Annotated in this window: 23 protein-coding genes; 19 read left to right on the plus strand and 4 right to left on the minus strand. The window is 48.7% G+C overall.

Annotated elements, in window-relative coordinates; genetic code table 11:
* Positions 1-24 precede the first annotated feature (24 nt).
* The 7 genes from PJK55_RS00195 to sufB all read left to right on the plus strand — a co-directional run bounded on the left by PJK55_RS00195 (position 25) and on the right by sufB (position 7,453).
* Complete coding sequence (locus PJK55_RS00195; protein WP_074033542.1) at positions 25-858, plus strand: MetQ/NlpA family ABC transporter substrate-binding protein; 834 nt, start codon at positions 25-27, stop codon at positions 856-858.
* Positions 859-954: 96 nt separating this feature from the next.
* A complete protein-coding gene (locus tag PJK55_RS00200) occupies positions 955-2,169 on the plus strand; it encodes an MDR family MFS transporter (protein WP_271304422.1) in 1,215 nt (404 codons plus the stop codon).
* A 178-nt stretch (positions 2,170-2,347) separates the two neighbouring features.
* Positions 2,348-3,109 (plus strand): Fe-S cluster assembly ATPase SufC, encoded by a 762-nt coding sequence (sufC, locus tag PJK55_RS00205; RefSeq protein ID WP_214786046.1) that lies wholly within the window; start codon positions 2,348-2,350, stop codon positions 3,107-3,109.
* A gap of 12 nt (positions 3,110-3,121) precedes the next feature.
* Positions 3,122-4,390 (plus strand): Fe-S cluster assembly protein SufD, encoded by a 1,269-nt coding sequence (sufD, locus tag PJK55_RS00210; RefSeq protein ID WP_271304423.1) that lies wholly within the window; start codon positions 3,122-3,124, stop codon positions 4,388-4,390.
* 1 nt (position 4,391) lies between these two features.
* Positions 4,392-5,612, plus strand: coding sequence for a cysteine desulfurase (locus PJK55_RS00215; RefSeq protein ID WP_031422927.1), 1,221 nt, complete (start codon positions 4,392-4,394; stop codon positions 5,610-5,612).
* A complete protein-coding gene (sufU, locus tag PJK55_RS00220) occupies positions 5,602-6,036 on the plus strand; it encodes a Fe-S cluster assembly sulfur transfer protein SufU (protein ID WP_026825487.1) in 435 nt (144 codons plus the stop codon). The genes PJK55_RS00215 and sufU overlap by 11 nt, the downstream gene beginning before the upstream one ends.
* 19 nt (positions 6,037-6,055) lie before the next feature.
* Complete coding sequence (gene sufB / locus PJK55_RS00225) at positions 6,056-7,453, plus strand: Fe-S cluster assembly protein SufB (protein ID WP_012726850.1); 1,398 nt, start codon at positions 6,056-6,058, stop codon at positions 7,451-7,453.
* 126 nt (positions 7,454-7,579) lie between these two features.
* Here the strand turns inward: sufB and PJK55_RS00230 are convergent, their stop codons facing one another.
* From PJK55_RS00230 to PJK55_RS00240, 3 genes are all read right to left on the minus strand, one after another.
* Positions 7,580-8,776, minus strand: a complete 1,197-nt coding sequence (locus PJK55_RS00230; protein WP_271304424.1) for a tyrosine-type recombinase/integrase — start codon at positions 8,774-8,776, stop codon at positions 7,580-7,582.
* A gap of 95 nt (positions 8,777-8,871) precedes the next feature.
* On the minus strand, positions 8,872-9,240 hold the full coding sequence (locus PJK55_RS00235; protein ID WP_271304425.1) for a hypothetical protein: 369 nt from the start codon (positions 9,238-9,240) through the stop codon (positions 8,872-8,874).
* 417 nt (positions 9,241-9,657) lie between these two features.
* Entirely contained in the window at positions 9,658-10,068 is a 411-nt protein-coding gene (locus PJK55_RS00240) for a helix-turn-helix domain-containing protein (RefSeq protein ID WP_271304426.1), read from the minus strand.
* A gap of 145 nt (positions 10,069-10,213) precedes the next feature.
* Between PJK55_RS00240 and PJK55_RS00245 the strand changes: the two genes are divergently transcribed.
* From PJK55_RS00245 to PJK55_RS00280, 8 genes are all read left to right on the plus strand, one after another.
* Complete coding sequence (locus PJK55_RS00245; protein ID WP_271304427.1) at positions 10,214-10,516, plus strand: helix-turn-helix domain-containing protein; 303 nt, start codon at positions 10,214-10,216, stop codon at positions 10,514-10,516.
* 20 nt (positions 10,517-10,536) lie between these two features.
* Positions 10,537-11,289, plus strand: coding sequence for a Rha family transcriptional regulator (locus PJK55_RS00250; RefSeq protein WP_271304428.1), 753 nt, complete (start codon positions 10,537-10,539; stop codon positions 11,287-11,289).
* Positions 11,290-11,503: 214 nt separating this feature from the next.
* Positions 11,504-11,902, plus strand: coding sequence for a hypothetical protein (locus PJK55_RS00255; protein WP_271304429.1), 399 nt, complete (start codon positions 11,504-11,506; stop codon positions 11,900-11,902).
* Positions 11,903-11,923: 21 nt separating this feature from the next.
* Positions 11,924-12,202, plus strand: coding sequence for a group-specific protein (locus PJK55_RS00260; RefSeq protein ID WP_214787044.1), 279 nt, complete (start codon positions 11,924-11,926; stop codon positions 12,200-12,202).
* 95 nt (positions 12,203-12,297) lie between these two features.
* Complete coding sequence (locus PJK55_RS00265) at positions 12,298-12,498, plus strand: hypothetical protein (protein ID WP_214787046.1); 201 nt, start codon at positions 12,298-12,300, stop codon at positions 12,496-12,498.
* Positions 12,498-12,752 carry a hypothetical protein gene (locus PJK55_RS00270; RefSeq protein WP_271304430.1) on the plus strand — a complete coding sequence of 85 codons (255 nt, stop codon included), beginning with the start codon at positions 12,498-12,500 and terminating at the stop codon, positions 12,750-12,752. The genes PJK55_RS00265 and PJK55_RS00270 overlap by 1 nt, the downstream gene beginning before the upstream one ends.
* On the plus strand, positions 12,749-12,937 hold the full coding sequence (locus PJK55_RS00275) for a hypothetical protein (RefSeq protein ID WP_271304431.1): 189 nt from the start codon (positions 12,749-12,751) through the stop codon (positions 12,935-12,937). The genes PJK55_RS00270 and PJK55_RS00275 overlap by 4 nt, the downstream gene beginning before the upstream one ends.
* A 29-nt stretch (positions 12,938-12,966) precedes the next feature.
* A complete protein-coding gene (locus PJK55_RS00280) occupies positions 12,967-13,368 on the plus strand; it encodes a hypothetical protein (RefSeq protein WP_271304432.1) in 402 nt (133 codons plus the stop codon).
* A gap of 5 nt (positions 13,369-13,373) precedes the next feature.
* Here the strand turns inward: PJK55_RS00280 and PJK55_RS00285 are convergent, their stop codons facing one another.
* Positions 13,374-13,859, minus strand: coding sequence for a hypothetical protein (locus PJK55_RS00285; protein WP_271304433.1), 486 nt, complete (start codon positions 13,857-13,859; stop codon positions 13,374-13,376).
* A gap of 75 nt (positions 13,860-13,934) precedes the next feature.
* On the opposite strand from PJK55_RS00285, the gene PJK55_RS00290 reads away from it, so the two are divergent.
* The 4 genes from PJK55_RS00290 to PJK55_RS00305 are packed head-to-tail and all read left to right on the plus strand — an operon-like array spanning position 13,935 to position 15,539.
* The gene (locus tag PJK55_RS00290) at positions 13,935-14,183 is read left to right on the plus strand and encodes a hypothetical protein (RefSeq protein ID WP_271304434.1); all 249 of its coding nucleotides are present in this window, start codon (positions 13,935-13,937) and stop codon (positions 14,181-14,183) included.
* Positions 14,184-14,202: 19 nt separating this feature from the next.
* Positions 14,203-14,532, plus strand: a complete 330-nt coding sequence (locus PJK55_RS00295; protein WP_271304435.1) for a hypothetical protein — start codon at positions 14,203-14,205, stop codon at positions 14,530-14,532.
* Between the two features lie 40 nt (positions 14,533-14,572).
* Positions 14,573-15,103, plus strand: a complete 531-nt coding sequence (locus PJK55_RS00300; protein ID WP_271304436.1) for an HNH endonuclease — start codon at positions 14,573-14,575, stop codon at positions 15,101-15,103.
* Positions 15,096-15,539 carry a single-stranded DNA-binding protein gene (locus tag PJK55_RS00305; RefSeq protein WP_271304437.1) on the plus strand — a complete coding sequence of 148 codons (444 nt, stop codon included), beginning with the start codon at positions 15,096-15,098 and terminating at the stop codon, positions 15,537-15,539. The genes PJK55_RS00300 and PJK55_RS00305 overlap by 8 nt, the downstream gene beginning before the upstream one ends.
* Positions 15,540-15,568 lie beyond the last annotated feature (29 nt).

Below are 15,568 nucleotides of genomic sequence, written 5' to 3' on the forward strand. Positions count from 1 at the left end.
TATATAAAATGGAGGAATTAAATTATGAAATCTTGGAAAAAAGTACTTGGTGTAACAGCAGCCTCTGCCTTGACGATTTTGGCAGCGTGTGGCGGTGGTGATTCTGAATCGGGTTCAGGAGAATCAAAAACATTGATTGTCGGAGCGTCGAACGTTCCGCACGCTGAGATTTTAGAGCATGTGCAAGAAGAATACGAAGCGAAGGGTTATAAGCTTGAAATCAAAAAATTCCAAGACTATGTCCTTCCGAACAAAACATTGGCGGACGGGGACATCGATGCGAACTACTTCCAACATCAACCGTACCTTGATCTTCAAATGAAAGATAATAAAGATTACAAGTTTGCCTCAGCCGGTGGTGTGCACGTTGAGCCAATCGGAATTTACTCGAAAAAATACAAGTCACTTGATGAACTACCAGACGGTGCGGAAGTCATCATGAGTTCAAACGTCGCGGAACATGGCCGCATGTTGACATTGCTCCAAACAGAGGGCGTCATCACACTTGCTGACGGAAAAACAACAGATGCTACAGTTGATGATATTGTGGACAACCCGAAAAACTTGAAATTCACGATGAATGTCGAGGCTGCTTTCCTTCCACAAGCATTCAATAATGATGAAGGGGATGCGGTATTCATTAACACAAACTATGCGATCGACGCAGGTCTTAGCCCGCTCGACGATGCGATTGCACTTGAAGGCGAAGAATCTCCTTACGTTAACTTGATTGTGACACGTGAAGGCGAAGAAGACGATGAGCGTGTGAAGGCACTTCTTGAAGTGTTGACATCAAAAGAAACGCAAGAATGGATTTTAGAAGAATATCAAGGTGCTGTCATTCCAGTCAGCAACTAATCTGAGAGGACCGGGACTTCCCGGTCTTTTTTTTCGTCTAGTGTTCTTTCATAAAGAGAAGTACACTACATATATGAAAGAAAAGGGGGGATTTGGATGAAGTTCAGACAGATTCATCCACTGACGTGGGGCGTCCTGTTCGGGACGTTTTTTGCACGACTGGCGACGTTTTTTGTCATGCCATTTTTTGCGATCTATCTGGCCACGCTCGGCTTTTCGGCGAGTGTGATTGGAACAATTTTTGCCGTGACGGCACTTTCGGGTCTGTTCATGAGCTTCTTTGGGGGGACACTCTCTGACCGATATGGGCGAAAACAACTCATGTTGATCGGCATCGTGCTCAATGCCGTCACGTTCGCTGGACTTGCGCTCGCGACCGATCTGTTTTGGTTATATATGCTATCGATCTTGATGGGCATGTCGCGGTCTTTCTTAGAACCGGCTTCACGCGCACTCATCAGTGACACGACGCAGGCAGACCAACGGGTCATCGTCTATAACGTCCGTTACTTTATGATCAATATCGCCGCGGCCATCGGGCCACTCTTGGCGGTTGTCTTATCGCTTACCGGTGTAAAGACCGCATTCTTTGTCGTAACGGCAGTGTACATATTGTATGGAATCATCATCTCGATCCTGTTTTATAAGTATCCGTTTGAAGAAGGAGATGGGGTCAAGGCACGGCCACGTTTGACGGAGACGTTTCGCGTCCTACGAGACGACCGGACATTCCGTGCGGTCATCATCGGAATGATCTTTGCAATTATCGGTTACAGTCAATTCAATTCGACACTTCCCCAATTCATCGCATTAAGCGACGGGTTAGAAGACGGTTCGAGATTGTTCGCTTACTTATTAACGACGAATGCCGTCACGGTGCTCATCGTCCAGTATCCAATTATGCGTTTCGGGATTCGTGTCTCTCCGATCAAGTCACTCTTTTTTGGAATCTCGACATTGTCGTTCGGACTCTTGCTCATCGGATTTGCGACGGTGGAGTGGGTGTTATTCGTTGCGATGGCCATCTTCACGGTCGGCGAGGTGTTGATGTTCACGATGACGGACGTATTGACGGATGAACTCGCACCTGAACATTTACGGGGAACTTATTTTGGGGCGATGGGATTGACGTCACTCGGTCAGACAATCGGACCGATTATCGGTGGGGTGTTACTGGATACGTTCGGGCAATCATCGCTTCCGGTGTTCGGAAGTTTGGCGCTCTTAACGGGATGTGGTGCCTTCTTCTTCGCGGCCGCAGTACGAGAGCGGAAAGCCGTCCTCGCACTCGTCGAAGAGAATGCCGGATAATGTCTTGATTTCCTACTATTAGCATTCTCAACTTTTATCATTCTATTGAGAATGAATTCTAAGGTGAGTCGCTTGAAATAAAAAAATGACTAGTCTAAGATTAGAATATATCTAATCTACGCCATTCACTGTGGCGAGAAAATACGGAAGGGGTATCCGAATGTCTAACGTACCACAAATGAAAATTGATGACCTCCGCGTCTCAATCGAAGGAAAAGAGATTGTCAAAGGTCTTAACCTAGAAATTAAAGGTGGCGAAATTCATGCCATCATGGGTCCAAACGGGACTGGTAAATCAACACTCGCATCAGCACTCATGGGTCATCCACTTTATGAGGTCACTGGGGGAAGCGTCGAATTAAACGGCGAAGATGTCCTCGAGATGGAAGTCGACGAGCGCGCACAAGCAGGAATGTTCCTTGCGATGCAGTACCCGGCTGAAATCAGCGGTGTGACAAACGCAGACTTCTTGCGTTCAGCAATCAACTCACGTCGTGAAGAAGGTCAAGAAATCTCACTCATGAAGTTCATCCGTGAACTCGATGCGAAGATGGAACTTCTCGAAATCCCTTCAGAAATGGCACACCGTTACTTAAACGAAGGATTCTCAGGTGGTGAGAAGAAGCGTAACGAAATTCTTCAAATGATGATGATCCAACCGAACATCGCCATCTTGGATGAAATCGACTCAGGTCTTGATATCGATGCGCTCAAAGTTGTCGCAAAAGGCGTCAACGAAATGCGTTCAGAAGAGTTCGGTTGCTTGATCATCACGCACTATCAGCGTCTCCTCAACTATATCGAGCCAGACTTCGTACACATCATGATGGACGGAAAAATCGTCATGTCTGGTGGCAAAGAGCTCGCACAACGACTCGAGGCAGAAGGTTACGACTGGGTGAAGCAAGATCTCGGAATGACAGTAGACACAGAAGCGTAAGGAGGCTGTACGATGACCGTACAATTTGAATTGGATGCACAAGCGTTGTCGGCACGTGCAGAAGCGCTCGGCGGACCAGCATGGATGGTCAACCGACGTAAAGAGGCAGCAGAACTTGCGCCGACACTTGCTTTGCCAAAAGTTGAAAAGATTAAGATTGATAAATGGGACTTCGCAGCAGGTGATGTCAATCTCGAACCGAAAGACGGTTTGACGACTGACATCGAATCACTCCTCGGAGACCACCGGACAAACGTGCTCGTTGAACGCAACGGTCATGTCGTCTATAACGAATTGTCGATGCCAGAAGGCGTCTTGTTCATGGGAATCAAAGAAGCGATGGAGCAACATCCTGAACTCGTTGAGAAATACTTCATGACGGAAGGCGTACGTGTCGATGAAGAGCGTCTTTCGGCGTTGAACGCTGCCCTCACAAACGGTGGTGCGTTCATTTACGTACCGAAAAACACGCAATTGAAAGATCCGCTTCAAGCGATCTTCACGATGGAACAGGCGAACGGTGCCCTCTATCACCACACAATCCTCGTCGCTGATGAAGGCAGTGAAGTGACATACATCGAAAACTTCCTTTCTGGCACGAACGAACCGCACACGGTCAACGTCGTGACGGAAGTATTCGCTGGAGAGAACGCGAAAGTCGTCTTCGGTGGTGTCGATCAGCTTGCTGAATCAGCACTCACGTTCATGAACCGTCGCGGTGTCGTCTATGCGAACGGTCGCCTCGATTGGGCGCTCGGTCACATGAACGACGGGAACTCGGTCGTCGAGACGAAGACTCACCTCGTCGGAGACAACACGTATTCGGATACAAAAGCTGTGACAATCGGTCGCGGTGCACAAAAACAAAACTTCAACATCCGTACCGATCACTTCGGAAAAGCATCTGAAGGATTCATCTTGATTCACGGTGTCCAAAAAGACGCAGCTACTGCAATCTTCAGCGGGACATCGATGATTCATCACGGTGCGTCAAAATCGAACGGTGTTCAAACAGAGCGCGTCTTGATGCTCTCTGAAAAAGCACGTGGGGATGCCAACCCGATTCTTCTCATCGATGAAGATGATGTTATGGCAGGTCACGCGGCATCAGTCGGCCGTGTCGATGATGTTCAATTGTACTACTTGATGAGCCGTGGTTTGTCTCGCCAAGAGGCAGAGCGTTTAATCATCCACGGATTCTTGACGCCTGTCGTCGAAGAACTCGCAATCGATTCGGTCAAAGACCGTCTCCGCGAAGTCATCGAAGGGAAAGTACGTTAAGATGTTGAACGCCTCGATTCGTGAACAGTTTCCGATTTTAGATCAGGAAATCAATGGACACCCGCTCGTTTATCTTGATAGCGCGGCGAGCTCACAAAAGCCGCTCGCTGTCATCGAGGCGATCGAGGACTATTATCGTCGCAACCATTCGAACGTGCATCGTGGCGTCCATACGCTCGGGACGCAAGCGACGGATGCGTATGAAGGAGCACGCGAACGCGTCCGCTCGTTCATCCATGCGGCGGTTCCTGAAGAAATCATTTTCACACGTGGGACGACGACGGCCATCAACTTGGTCGCGTCGAGCTATGGAGATGCAAATGTCGGTGAAGGCGACGAAATCGTCCTCACTCCGATGGAACACCATGCGAACTTGATTCCGTGGCAACAACTTGCCAAGCGCAAAGGCGCGACGCTTCGTTACGTTGAACTCACGCCGGACGGACGTGTCACATTGGATGCCGTTCAAGCAGTCTTATCAGATCGGACAAAAATCGTCGCGATGAGCCACGTCTCAAACGTGCTCGGTACGATCAATCCGATTGCTGAAGTCGCTCGACTCGCACATGAGAAAGGTGCCGTCATGGTCGTCGATGCCGCACAAAGTGCACCGCATCGTAAACTGGACGTTCAGGCGCTCGACTGTGACTTCCTTGCCTTTTCTGGACATAAGATGCTCGGACCAACTGGAATCGGTGTCTTATATGGGAAGAAACAACTCCTCAAAAACATGGAGCCGGTCGAGTTCGGTGGCGAAATGATTGACTACGTTGATTTGTATGAATCGACGTGGAAAGACATCCCATACCGCTTCGAAGCGGGAACACCAATCATTGCTGGGGCGGTCGGACTTGCGGCAGCCATCGATTTCTTAGAAGAAATCGGGCTTGAGAACGTCGAAGCACACGAACGTGAACTCGCGTCTTACGCGATCGAGCAGATGAAAACGATTGAAGGGATCGAGATTTACGGTCCTGAAGATCGCGTCGGTCTCGTCACGTTCAACTTGAAGGACGTGCATGCGCATGACCTCGCGACCGTTCTCGATATGCAAGGCATCGCGGTTCGTGCCGGTCACCACTGTGCACAACCACTCATGCGTCTTTTGAAGCAATCATCGACGGCACGGGCGAGCTTCTATTTGTACAACACAAAAGAAGAGGTCGACCGTTTCATCGAGGGATTACGTCAAACGAAGGAGTATTTCAATTATGAGTTTTAATAATCTCGACATGTTGTACCGCCAGGTCATCATGGATCACTATAAAAACCCAAGAAACCGTGGCGTCATCGAAGATGGCGTGACGGTGGACTTGAACAACCCGACATGTGGGGATTCGCTTCGTCTTCAACTACAAGTCGAAGACGACATCGTCAAAGATGCGAAGTTTGAAGGAGAAGGCTGCTCGATCAGTCTCGCCTCGGCATCGATGATGACCCAAATCGTCAAAGGAAAAACAGTAGAAGAGGCGCTTCAACTCGCTAACATCTTCTCTGAAATGGTTCAAGGCAAAGAGTACGACACGGATACGTTTGACCTCGGTGATATCGAGGCGCTCTCAGGCGTATCGAAATTCCCGGCTCGAATCAAGTGTGCCACGCTCGCGTGGAAGGCGCTTGAAAAAGGAGTAGACGAGGACGCGTAAGGAGAAGGAGGAGACCGATATGGCAAAGAACATGCCGGAAATTGGCGATTATAAATACGGCTTCCATGATCGGGACGTTTCGATTTTCCGTTCAGGCCGAGGCTTGACGACAGAAATCGTAGAGACGATCTCGCGCATGAAAGAAGAGCCACAATGGATGCTCGACTTCCGTTTGAAGTCGTTGGATCACTTCAACAAGATGGCGATGCCGACATGGGGCGGAGACCTCTCGGCACTTGATTTCGACGAAATCACTTACTATGTCAAACCATCTGAAAAGACAGAACGCTCATGGGATGAGGTACCAGAAGAAATCAAACGTACGTTTGACAAGCTCGGTATCCCAGAAGCAGAGCAAAAATACTTGGCAGGTGTCTCGGCTCAGTATGAGTCTGAGGTTGTCTACCACAGCATGCAAGAAGACTTCGAAGAAAAAGGTGTCATCTTCAAAGATACAGACACAGCACTCAAAGAAGACGAAGAAATCTTCAAAGAGTACTTCGGGAAGTTGATCCCGCCGACGGACAACAAGTTCGCGGCCCTCAACTCAGCTGTTTGGTCGGGTGGCTCGTTCATCTACGTACCAAAAGGCGTGAAACTCGAGCAACCGCTCCAAGCCTATTTCCGCATCAACTCGGAAAATATGGGTCAGTTCGAGCGTACGCTCATCATCGTCGACGAAGGCGCATCGGTTCATTACGTCGAAGGATGTACAGCACCGGTTTACACAACGAACTCGCTTCACTCAGCGGTCGTTGAGATCTTCGTCAACAAAGACGCATACTGCCGTTACACGACAATCCAAAACTGGGCGAACAACGTCTACAACTTGGTAACGAAACGTGCAGTCTGTGAAGCGGGTGGATCAATGGAGTGGATCGATGGAAACATCGGATCGAAACTCACGATGAAATACCCGGCTGTCATCTTGAAAGGGGAAGGTGCACGTGGGATGACACTCTCGATCGCCCTCGCCGGTAAAGGACAGCACCAAGACGCTGGAGCGAAAATGATTCACCTCGCGCCGAACACGTCTTCGTCAATTGTCTCGAAATCGATTTCGAAACAAGGCGGAAAAGTATCGTACCGTGGAATCGTCCACTTCGGCCGTAAGGCGAAGGGCGCACGCTCGAATATCGAATGTGACACGCTCATCATGGACAACGAGTCGACGTCAGATACAATCCCGTACAACGAAATCTTGAACGACCAAGTGTCGCTCGAGCACGAAGCGAAAGTCTCAAAAGTGTCAGAAGAGCAACTCTTCTACCTCATGAGCCGTGGAATCTCGGAAGAAGAAGCGACAGAAATGATCGTTATGGGCTTCATCGAGCCATTCACAAAAGAATTGCCAATGGAATATGCGGTCGAAATGAACCGTCTCATCAAGTTCGAGATGGAAGGTTCGATTGGATAATGGCTTAACACCAACGTTTTCAATTGGTTTCAGGCTCTGAAAATCGCCTCAGCCCTCAGCCAGCCCTCAAAGTTGTCTGAACGACGAGGGGGATGGCACCCGAAAAACGCCAAAAGCGCCGGCAGGTCATCGTGACCCGTCGGCGCTTTTTTGTGTCGTGCTCGTCTGATTCAATCGCATCTCATAGAGCTCCATCGCATCGTGCTCGATCTTCTTCGAGACATGCAGATAGATGTTCATCGTGATCTTCGTGTCGGCATGGCCGAGACGATCCGCCACGTATTTCACATCGGCACCAGCCTCCAATAAATGGACAGCGTGGGTATGGCGAAGTACGTGCGGACTAATGTGCTGCACGCCGCTCTTTTTGCAGGCATCTCGCAAATAGTCCCTCACAATACTCGTCCGCAGCCACGTCCCGTTCGGGCTATGAAACACGAGGGGAAGTTCAGGCTTCTTGTAATTCGGATAGGCGAGATAGACTTCCTTTTGACTGGTCCGGTGCCGTCGCATGAGCTCGTTGGTCTGGGCATCGATCCGCAGCGTCCGATTCGCCTTCTTCGTCTTCGGTTTCGTCACCTTGAGTTCTAGCTTCGATCCGAACGAAAGGGTCTTGTTCACGCGAATAGTGCCGGCATCCAGGTCGATGTCCTCCCACTCGAGCGCCAACGCCTCACCGACACGGAGGCCAGTTCGGGCGATTAGTGTGAATAGGGCGAGATACTGGATGGATCGTTTGTACTTCCCGTGTGGCGTCATTTCGAGGTAAGTGAGCAAGCGATTGAGCTCGTCCATCTCTAAGAATTCGAGTATGCCGTCATCATCGTCTGGCGTATCATCCCGTTTCGATATCTGGATTCGGTGGGCAGGGTTCTTCTCAATGAGGTTCATATCTAAAAGAGCATGATCGAGGATGCTCGAGAACGTCGAATGGAACGAACGGACGGTCCCGAGGCTATAGACCTCGACCTTCTCATTGATCCACTTCTGGTACATGACCCGGTTGATGTCGATCAATCGATATTCCCCGAACTGAGGGATGAGGTGGTTCCTGACGGTACGGCTGATTCGGTCATAGGTCGACTCTTTGACGTGTGGTCGTTTGAACGTCTCGAGCCACTCGAGGGCGAACGCGTCGAACCGGACGTTCTGGTCCATCACGAACGTGTTGTTCAACAGTTTCGCCTCTTCTTTGGCGGCGGCCATCTGCGCCTCGCGTTTCGAACCGAAGTTGCTCCGTGATCGTTCGCGCCGCCGTCCGACCTCGTCGTAAAAATAGATGCGGTATTGCCATTTTCCGTTCCGCTTACGGAAGATTGCCATATCGTTCACTCCTCTCGTTGTTATGATAGGCGATGGACGCCCTAACCGCAATCGCATCCAACTAAAAAAGGTGCCGCGCAGGCACCTAGTCAAGATTATTCAGCAACGCCGGTCTGTGTCTTCGAATCGACAGCACCGTTCGTGAACGTCACGAGGATGTTGGCACCGAGATCACCGCGAGCGTCATACGATACCATCTCCATCTTGAAACCGTCTGATTCCGAAACCGTCGTGTCCATCGGCTCGCCGAGGATCGCGTTGACTTCCTCGATTGTCATACCCGTCTCGACCTGCTCGTACTCAGCGAGACCAGGTTTCGACTCGTCCGTCTTCGCCTCTTCTGTCGTCTTGGTCATCTCCTTGTCCACCTCGTTGATGAACGCGCCCGTGCAGGCGACCATACCGATACCGATGATCACGAAGGCGAGCACGATGCCGATGATGATCTTCAAAACTGTTTTCATGATGAAAAACCTCCTAAAAAATATGTAGTTCGATTCGATTATAACAATCAAATCCCACATTATCCTTATATATACATAATTTCTAATTGAGAATCGTTCGACAAAAATAGGTACAAAATCCCACTTTGTCGAACAGACGCCCTTGTTTCTTTGGGAAAAATGGTTGAAAATATTTTGTGTTCGGTTCATACTGAGAACATAAATAAGAACGTGCGTTCGTAAATGGAGGGGTTTCTTTTGGCTGAGGTCGCAACGAGACAAATGATTTTTATTAAGGATGGTAAGTCGGAGAGAGCTACGGCGGTATGGGTAGAGGAGATTCAGACATATGTTGCCTTTCCAAGCAACGAAGCCACTAGATTGATTCAAGAATATAAATCAAAAACTCCGCACCCTCTTAAATGAGACTGCGGAGTTTTATTTGGAATCATCTTTTTGTTCGAGCTGGGCCATAATCGCCTGCTCTTTAATATAGTTGACGATCTTCTCGAGACGCTCTTGTGATAAGGATTGAAGAAGCTCCTCTGTGAACACGTCCCCGATGAACTTGTATTTCTCCTGTGCGACCTTGATGTATTCTTCATGAGTCATGGTCGGGTCATTAACAAGCCCAATCAGGTAATCAGAAGTAATCCCTAAAGCTCGGCAGATTTCTACTTGCTGAGGCATAGTGATGCCTTGCTTATTTCGTTCCATTCTAGACAATGCGCCTTTATCGATGTTAACGATATCCGATAAAGCGGTCAAAGAAAGTCCTTTTGCTAAACGAGCAGTTCTAAGTCTTTCCCCGATATCAACATACTCTTGCAAATTAATCACCATTTCCATATAGATTATCCCCTTTATTTTCTCATATTCCTCAACAAAAAAGATGAAAGTTGAATAAAATGCAAAAAAGTAGTTGATTTTGAAGATTCATCAATATATACTCTGTTTAAGGGTTGAACATTCCTCAACGAAAGAGGTGAAACTAATGCAAGATACACGTAAATGGAAATTTGATTTGAAAAAATTACGATCAGCCAGAGTGTTGAAAGGATACTCTCAAAGTGCTGTTGAAGACGCATTAAGCAAGACCAAAGGGTGGTTGTCCCGCAAAGAAAATGGACTCTCTCCTATTACTATTGACGAGATTGAGAAACTTTCAAACATTTATGGAATAAATATTGAATATTTTTTTTCGTCAAGTGTTGAAGATTCCTCAAAACCCAAAAGTTATGTAGTGATTAATGAGGAAGAGTTTAACTCTCTCATTAAAGAAGTGGCGTGCAAGTAAAACAGACAGGAGCGATGAATGTGAATGAATTTAAAACACCAATGTTCCAAGCGATGCAAGTCGCGGGGCGAGTCAAAGAACAGGAACAGGCCATCGACAGTCGCGATGTTGCTGAGATGGTCGGCAAGCAACACGCGCATCTTGTTCGTGACATTGATAACCATATTGAAGTAATGAATCAAAATCCAAAATTGGATTCTGATGATTACTACATCGAGTCATCTTATCAAGCTGGAACCGGAAAGAGTTACCGCTGCTATCTTCTCACGAAACTCGGTTGCGAGATGATCGCCAACAAACTGACTGGTGAGAAGGGGATCCTATTCACTGCATTTTACGTGAAACACTTCAACCAAATGGAACAGGCGCAACAAGTCAGTCCTGAGCAATCACTCGCGATGTTGTTCCGCTCGCAAGCTGACCTCTTAGAAGAGACGCAAGGTATCAAGAATGACGTCAAGTTCCTCAAGAGTGAGATGCGTCTTTCCACAAGTGACGAGCAGATGTTCTCGAACCTAGCGAATCAACGGGTCACTAAGTCGCTCGGCGGTAAGAAGGCGCGAGCTTACAAGGACGCGTCACTTCGCCAAACGGTCTACTCGCAGTTTTGGAAAGAGTTCAAGGACTACTTCGAGATTGCACGTAAAGGTGACCTGCCTAGGGTCAAACTCCAAGAAGCGAAAATGTTTATTCGAGAGTGGACGCCGAACACTGAGAATCGCATGACCATCAGTAAGTTGAATGACCAACTCGAACTTGACTTCGAATCCTGAGAAATTCTAAAAAATCGATGATACGGCGAAATGCCGTACCGTCATCGAAAACAAGTATTAAAAGGGTGGGACGAAACATCCTAGCCTTACCCAGCAAACATAAGATTCCCTTAGGTTTGCTCATAGCAGTTCTATAAAAGTTTCGGTCTAAGAATAACTTAGGTCGTCAAGACTAACTTCTCCTTAGGGTTACGTCGAAAGGAGGTGACACGATATGAAAGAGATGAACTTCAATCCAGAGACGGCAATGCACGACTTCGAGGACTGGCTCATCGACACGAAACTACGCGAAGGGGTTCGCGGAGTTGATTTCCTCGCCACAATGATTGTCCCGATGACCGAGAGGCATCAAGATTACAACCGTTTCATGGTAAGGAAGTTCAAGGTGATCCATCCCCATGAGCGCATCGAGTCGATGTTATACGCCTCGTTGAATCACCGATACGACCATGACTCATTTCATAGGAAGTGGGGATTCAATCTAGGGATTGCGCAGGAGCACGCGCTATGGTCACTCCGAGAAATTAAACAAAACGATACGAATCAATACATCGAGGTTTTGGAAATAGTCGACTCAATCATCAAACAGCCCATCGCGGATGACGAATGGTAACAAACGGAAAGGAGGGTCGACATGCTACAGATCCATATCGACGAGAACGAGATTCTCGACATCGCCAAGGCGCAGATCCGACAGCACATCGAACAGACACACGCCGACGTGTTCCTCTGGGACATGGAGGAACTGTGCCGCCAGACGAACCTCAGCAAGTCCTTCATCTTGAAATCGTTCTTCTATGAGGATGACTTCCCGAAATACCGGGCCGGCACCAAATGGCTCATGGTGGGAGAGGAGGTGAGGGCGTTTCTGAAAGACTGGCTCAGACGCCAGGACAAGAATCTGAATAAATAAAAAACCGCGTCGCCCAAACGGACAACACGGCTACACAAAAACCTGAACAGTTTTAGTGTAGCACGGGCGGGGCGAGTTGAAAAGGAGAGGGCAACATGCATCTGCAACAAAAACTGGATACCGTCCGTTACGGGCTCCTGTTGACGGCGCTCGGGTCGGGGGTCTGGCTACTGCTCACGATGAACGCACGCTTCGAATATTGGGTCATTCCCGCTGTCGCGTTCGTCATGAGTGCCGTGTTCTACGGGGCGCTACACATGATCGATGAGGATATCGAGGAAGGGGCGAGCGAGTGATGTCAAATCAAGAGGAAAAAACGCGAGATCAATTCGACGTCCGGAAAGAGATGCTCGAACGTCCGGACGAACCGGTCGCCCAGATCTACATGGCAGATACGAATCCCTATATCAAAGAAGGTTGGTATAAGGTGCAATTCGACTCTGAGCGACAGGGCGCTGCGCTCATCGCCGAACCGCCTCTGTTACTGACGGAAGAAGTCATCGACCAGTGCGTCCCATTGGATGCATCAGAGGAGGTGAACGCTGAATGAACACGCAGACCGAAACCGTCACGCTCGAGGCGCTCGAACAGACCGTCATCGGACGACTCCAGAAAGAGACCTGCGCCGACATCATCGACGTACCTGTCATCGAGGCATTGACGAAGACGCTCGACATCGTCACGCATCACCTGAAGCGACGGGACGATGACCTGTTCCGTGCATCCAACATGTAAGTAAAAACAACAATGGGAGGAAGTAGGATATGGATCTAAAAGAGCGTCAGCATATATACAAGAATTCAGTTGAGGAAAACAACGTTTTCGGAACTTCTATACTTCGCAAAGCACTCGAGGATTTAGGCAATGAAATGAAAGAATCGGTCTTGAAAAGAGCCGACGAGGTGGAAGCGATGGAAGAGGACGAGTTCAAAAAATATGTAACGGTGGTCGAGGAACAACTCAAAATCCGAAAAGAAGGAAGAAACCCATTGACGCTGTTACGTCAACGGATTTCTATTGTTATGCAAGACCGTCTGTTGAGCGAGTTTGAAAAGGAAGAAGTCATCCTAGATCTCATTCAAAAGTTTTATAAGGCCGCAGAAACCTACCGAGGCAGAATGGACATGGTCAGAAAACGGATGGCCAACAAGGGCATCACGGAATAACACCGTCACTCAAAATCTTCGCAGGGTACCAAGGAGACGACGGTCGCCTCTTTATCACCAAAATAAAAGAACGGCAGGGTGAAACTCCCATCTATCAGACGGGCGTCATAGATGACAGGCTCCAGGTCGGTATCGACATCCGAAAAGAGTGTCATGTCAATCAGTTTTGAAACCGTCTGATAAAGGAGAAACTCGTCAGAAATGGTTCTGAGCGCCTCTGCGTATTTCAAATAAGTACCGTGGATGGGCAACAGGAATCGGTCCTGGTTCCTGAATTCAGGACTCCGCATGACGTAGGCTTCTTCCATTTCGTCATCTAGATAATAAGAGAAAATCTGAATCCCTTCTTGTCTTAAAAGGGAACCTGTCCAGAGCTTGCCATCCACCTCAATCACGAGCTGAAGGGGTTGGCGAATCGATTTCACCTCGCTGTCCTCATTGAGCAAATTCAACATGTACTCAAAAGCATGAAGATAGTGATGATTTTTCATAAGCAATCACCTCCTTTCTGGGAGAGTATACCACTGAAATACGCCGTTAACATTTTTTGTAAAAGGAGAATCGCCATGCAGACACACGAACCTGAACAACTCGAACGGCATTATGACGACGTCAACCGGCTCGTCGAGCTCGCGGCCGACCTGGACGACATCCAGCAGGAACTGAAAGCCATCGCACTTAAAGGCGGAAAACGCAAAGCCTTCTATACCTTGACCGTCGCCCAAACACAAGTCGACGTGATGGTCAATGCCATCCAGCGTCAAATCAATCAATTGGAGGGTGGAACGCATGAACTCGCTCAACCTACGACGTAAGCACCAGAACATGCTCCGGATGAGCCGGCATCGCCTGCGGATCCATAACAACAAGCTCGTCGAACAGCTCCACGCCTCTGGCATGGATGGCAGCCACACCATGCGCCGTGATGACGGCCTCGTCTGGCTCTATCTCAAGAGGACGGACGGGAACGTGAAGCGGGTGAAAGAACGCATCCGTGAGTATGAGCTCGAGAACGGCGTCGGATATGAGCTGTTGGTGAACCCGAAAGGCTTCAACCCGAACCACAACTGGGTCTGGGTCGTGCCGAAGCACGAGACCTTCTACCGAGAAGGGGACGAACAATACGAGGTGGACACCGTCGGAAAGAAAGTAGGGAGTCAATGAGCAACCGAATCGTATCAGTAGGCAGACTTGAGGTGATTTAATGTCGACAAGAACAGAACGACAAGTAATGTACACCATCAGAGTTGGCGAAGAAAGTCACGATGTGACAGGAAGAAAGCGCACTCCGAAAGGTTATGTGACTCTCCTGATTCACTCTCACCCTAACGCTGCTAAGAATGGATACATCATGGAACATCGAATCGTGATGGAAATGCACCTTGGCCGTTATTTAAAGAGTGACGAGGTTGTTCATCATAAGAATCACGTAAAACACGATAACCGAATTTTGAACTTAGAAGTTCTGGACCATGCCGAGCACACGATATTGCACCATACAGGCGTTAAGTTTTCTGATGAAAGAAAAGAGAAGATTCGCCTTCGAGCTATCAAGCGGTACCAAAATAAAAAGCAACATCCGTCATACAAAGATGTTGATATCGAGGTTGAAAAATTATACAAGTCCGGCGTAATGCCGACAGAAATTAGCCGCCGGTTAGGTATCTCCCGAAAGACTGTTTACAACAAACTTGAATATCTCGGAATCACTAAGGAGAAAATTGCAAATGATTAATAGAGTTGTCTTGGTTGGAAGACTGGTACGCGATCCTGAATGCAGATACACCCAGTCGGGCATCGCCGTGACTCGTTTCACGCTCGCCTGTGACCGTCCTTTCAGCGGACAGGACGGGAAACGGGAGGCGGACTTCATCGACTGTGTCGTCTGGCGCAAACAGGCGGAGAACGTATCGAAGTATCTATCGAAAGGGAGCATGGCCGGCGTCGACGGCCGTCTCCAGATCAGCAGTTACGAAGGACAGGACGGACAGAAACGATATCGCGCAGAAGTGGTCGCCGACAGCGTACGCTTCCTGAGCTCGAGAGGGGACGCAGGTCGCGACAGTGCACCGCCACCAAGGGACGATGAAGTTCCGCCGGCAAAAGGTGGATTTGACCAACAACCTTACTCTGGTGGCATCGATCTCGATGACTCAGACCTGCCTTTCTAACGACCGCATCCATCGGCTTATAACAGAAC

The organism is Exiguobacterium sp. MMG028, from assembly GCF_027947425.1.
Classification (GTDB): domain Bacteria; phylum Bacillota; class Bacilli; order Exiguobacteriales; family Exiguobacteriaceae; genus Exiguobacterium; species Exiguobacterium aestuarii_A.